Below are 4,415 nucleotides of genomic sequence, written 5' to 3'. Positions count from 1 at the left end.
GCGCTCGAGAGCAGCCTTCATGATCGCGGCGTGCTCGTTCGCGTGCACCTTGGGTGAGCCGGTCGCCGTGGAGGCTGCGGCAGCGCGCGAGATGACGCGGATCGGGCGACCCAGCTTGTCGTCGACCTCGAGCGCGATGAAGGGCCACGCGCCCTGGTTCTCGGGCTCGTCCTGCACCCACACCAGTTCGGCGTTCGGGTACTGGTCGAGCGCGCGGGTGAGCTCTTCGATCGGCGCCGGGTAGTACTGCTCGAGCCGGACGAGGGCGATCTCGGGGTTCGGGTTCTTGTCGAGCTCGGCCCGCAGATCCCAGTGGATCTTTCCGGCGTGCAGCAGCACGCGCTTCACGGCGCCGCCGTCGAGACCGCGGTCATCGTCGAGCACCGGCTCGAAGCGCCCCTCGAGGAAGTCCTCGACCGGGCTCGTCGCCCCGCGCAGGCGCAGCATGGCCTTCGGGGTGAAGACGATGAGCGGACGGCGGGGGCGCTGGTACGCCTGGCGACGCAGCAGGTGGAAGTACGACGCGGGCGTCGAGGGACGCGCGACGATCATGTTGTCCTGCGCGCACATCTGCAGGTAGCGCTCGATGCGTGCCGACGAGTGGTCGGGACCCTGACCCTCGTAGCCGTGGGGGAGCAGCAGCACGACGCTCGACTGCTGCGCCCACTTCTGGTCGGCCGACGAGATGAACTCGTCGATGACCGACTGGGCGCCGTTCGCGAAGTCGCCGAACTGCGCCTCCCACAGCACGAGCGCGTCGGAGCGCTCGACCGAGTAGCCGTACTCGAACGCCATCGCGGCGTACTCGCTCAGCAGCGAGTCGTAGACCCAGAATCGACCCTGGTTCTCGCTCAGGTTCGCGAGCGGTAGCCACTCCTGGCCGTTCTTGCGGTCGTGAAGCACCGCGTGACGCTGCACGAACGTGCCGCGGCGCGAGTCCTGACCCGCGAGGCGGACGGGCGTTCCTTCCATGAGCACCGAGCCGAAGGCGAGGAGCTCGCCGAAGGCCCAGTCGATGCCGCCGTTGCGGCTCATGTCGAATCGCTTCTCGAGCAGCTGCTGGAGCTTGTTGTGCACCGTGAAGCCGTCGGGCTTGTTCACGAAGGCGTCGCCGATGTGGTGGACGACCTCTCGCGACACGCCGGTCGTCTCGGGCGCGCCGGTCGGCACGTCGTCGGCGGCCTCGGTCGAGATGACGGGGTTCGTCCCGGTCTCGGCCTCGTGCGTGTCGGCGAAAGCGACTTCGAGACGGTTCTGGAAGTCCTGCTTGGCCTGCTCGTACTCGTCTTCGGTGATGTCACCACGGCCGACGAGCGACTCGGTGTACAGGCGACGGACCGAGCGCTTCGCCTCGATGAGGTTCGTCATCAGCGGCTGCGTCATCGAGGGGTCGTCGCCCTCGTTGTGACCGCGGCGGCGGTAGCAGACGAGGTCGATCACGACGTCGCGGTGGAACTCCTCGCGGTACATGAACGCGAGCTCCGCGGCGCGGACGACGGCCTCGGGGTCGTCGCCGTTCACGTGCAGGACGGGAGCCTGGATCGTCTTGGCGACGTCGGTGGCGTACACCGAGGTGCGGGCGTCGGTCGGCGTGGTGGTGAAGCCGACCTGGTTGTTCACCACGACGTGGATCGTGCCGCCGGTGCGGTAGCCGCGCAGCTGCGACATCTGCAGCGTCTCGACGACGACGCCCTGACCCGCGAACGCGGCGTCGCCGTGCACGAGGATGGGCAGCCACGAGAAGGTCCCGATGGGCTTGCGGTCCTGCTTGGCGCGGACGATGCCCTCGAGCACGCCGTCGACGGTCTCGAGGTGCGACGGGTTCGCAGCGAGGTACACGGGGAGCTCTTCGCCGTTGTCGCCGACGAAGGTGCCCTCGGTTCCGAGGTGGTACTTCACGTCGCCCGAGCCGCGCTTGCTGCCCACGGCGACGGCGCCCTCGAACTCGCGGAAGACCTGGCCGTACGTCTTGCCGCCGATGTTGGTCAGCACGTTGAGACGACCGCGGTGGGCCATGCCGATCGCGGCGCCGTCGAGGCCCTTGGATGCGGCGCCCTGAAGGATCTGGTCGAGCAGCGGGATGAGCGACTCGCCGCCCTCGAGGCTGAAGCGCTTCTGGCCGACGTACTTCGTCTGCAGGAAGGTCTCGAACGCCTCGGCCTGGTTCAGCTTCGACAGGATGCGCAGCTGCTCGTCGTGGCCGGGCTTGGTGTACTTGACCTCGACGTTGTTCTGGAACCAGGTGCGCTGCACGGGGTCTTGGATGTGCATGTACTCGACGCCGATGGTGCGGCAGTACGAGTCGCGCAGAACGCCGAGGATGTCGCGGAGCTTCGCCACCCGCCGGTTGCCGAGACCCCCGGTCACGAACTCGCGGTCGAGGTCCCAGAACGTGAGTCCGTGCGACTCGATCTCGAGGTCGGGGTGCGTGCGCTGGACGTACTCGAGCGGGTCGATGTCGGCCATGAGGTGGCCGCGGACGCGGTAGGAGTTGATGAGCTCCTGCACGCGTGCGCTCTTGTCGATGCGCTCCGAAATGTCGACGTTGATGTCGGCGGCCCAGTGGATCGGTGCGTACGGAATGCGCAGCGCCGCGAAGATGTCGTCGTAGAAGCCGCGCTGCCCGATGAGCAGCTCGTGCACCTTCTTGAGGAACTCGCCCGAGCCCGCCCCCTGGATGACGCGGTGGTCGTAGGTGCTGGTGAGGGTGATCGTCTTGCCGATCGCGAACTCGTTGAGCGTCTTCTCGCTCGCGCCCTGGAACTCGGCCGGGTAGTCGAGCGCACCGGCGCCGATGATCGCGCCCTGGCCGCGCATGAGGCGGGGGACCGAGTGCACCGTGCCGATGCCGCCGGGGTTCGTCAGCGAGATCGTGGTGCCCTGGAAGTCGGCCGGGGTCAGCTTGTTGTTGCGCGCACGGCGCACGAGGTCTTCGTACGAGGCGAGGAACTCGCCGAACGTGAGGGTGTCGGCGCGCTTGATGCTCGGCACGAGGAGGGCGCGCGACCCGTCGGGCTTGGGCATGTCGATCGCGATGCCCAGGTTGATGTGCGCGGGCGCCACGACCGAGGGCTTGCCGTCGATCTCGGCGTAGGAGACGTTCTGGCTCGGGAACTCCTTGAGCGCCTGGATCAGCGCCCACCCGATGAGGTGCGTGAAGCTCACCTTGCCGCCGCGCGTGCGCGACATGTGGTTGTTGATGACGATGCGGTTGTCGATCATCAGCTTCGCCGGGATCGTGCGGACGCTCGTCGCCGTCGGGACCGTCAGCGAGTCGTCCATGTTGGATGCCAGTGCCTTCGGCATCCCCTTCAGGACCGTCACGCGGTCTTCTTCGGTGCTCTCGGTCCCCGACGAGGGCGCCGCGGCGGGCGCCTGCGCGGGGATCGGCTGGGGAGCCGCGGGCTTCGTCGTGGTGCGGGCCACGGGAGCCTGACCGACCACGGGAATGGGGGCCGTCACGGGCTTCGGCTCGGCCGCGGGGGCCGAGGGAGGACTGCCGGCCGCGGCGGATCCGTCGACGACCGGGTGGTACGCCTCCAGAATCGGCCACCAGGCCTTGTCCACGGAGTGCTTGTCGACTTTGAACTGTTCGTAGAGTTCGTCTACGAGCCACTCGTTCGCGCCGAACTCGCCCTCGCTCGAAGTACCGACGCCCGTCACCTGGCTCGACACAGTCGATCGCCTGCTTTCCTCGATGAAGATTCGTGTGGAATGCGCACGACGTCACCGTCACGCACTCTCTCAACCCTAGCCGAGGAATCTGGACGGCTTCCGGGTCTTTACATTCCCCTGATGTGGTGAGGTGGATGCCATGGAGTTCTCCGGTGCTCAGCCTGACGTCGATCTGACCTACTCGGACGTCTTCCTCGTCCCGCGGCATTCGGAGGTGCGCAGCCGCCTCGATGTGGACCTCGCCCCGGGGGACGGCAGCGGGGCGACCCTGCCGCTGGTTTCGGCCAACATGAACTCGGTCACCGGGACGCGGTTGGCGGCGACGCTGGCGCGCCGTGGCGGTCTCGGCGTCCTGCCGCAGGATCTGCCGCTGCCCGAGCTCGTGGACGCGGTCGGCTGGGTCAAGGCGCAGCCCGTGGCGTGGGACGCTCCGCTCGTCCTTCCCCCGTCGGCGACCGTCGCCGACGCACGTCTCATCCTCCCTCCCGTGCCGGGCCGCGGGATCGTCGTCGCCGATCCCCGCGACGACGGCGTGATCGCCCTGACCGACTTCCGCGGCATCGTTCCCGCTCCGCGCCTGGCCACGGCGCTCCCGGATGCCACCCTCGGCGACATCGCCCGGACGGACGCGCCGCTGGTCGAGGTGACGCAGGTCGGCGATCCCCGTGAGGTGTTCGCGCTCGTGGGCGAGGCCGACATCGTCGCCGTGGTCGACGGCGACCGGATCGTCGGCACGCTGT

2 protein-coding genes are annotated in these 4,415 nt (G+C 68.4%); one reads left to right on the top strand and one right to left on the bottom strand.

The window, feature by feature from the left end; translation table 11 throughout:
* On the bottom strand, positions 1–3,675 hold a 3,675-nt coding region (locus tag P2P98_RS00270; protein ID WP_275796060.1), incomplete at its 3' end, for a multifunctional oxoglutarate decarboxylase/oxoglutarate dehydrogenase thiamine pyrophosphate-binding subunit/dihydrolipoyllysine-residue succinyltransferase subunit.
* Positions 3,676–3,814: 139 nt separating this feature from the next.
* Between P2P98_RS00270 and P2P98_RS00265 the strand changes: the two genes are divergently transcribed.
* Positions 3,815–4,415 (top strand): IMP dehydrogenase (locus P2P98_RS00265; protein WP_275796058.1); only part of this gene is annotated, 601 nt, incomplete at its 3' end.

The sequence above is a fragment of the Microbacterium sp. Kw_RZR3 genome (assembly GCF_029222405.1).
Taxonomy (GTDB): Bacteria; Actinomycetota; Actinomycetes; order Actinomycetales; family Microbacteriaceae; genus Microbacterium.
Note: the sequence above shows the minus strand (reverse complement) of the source record. Positions and strands in the feature narration are given on the sequence as shown.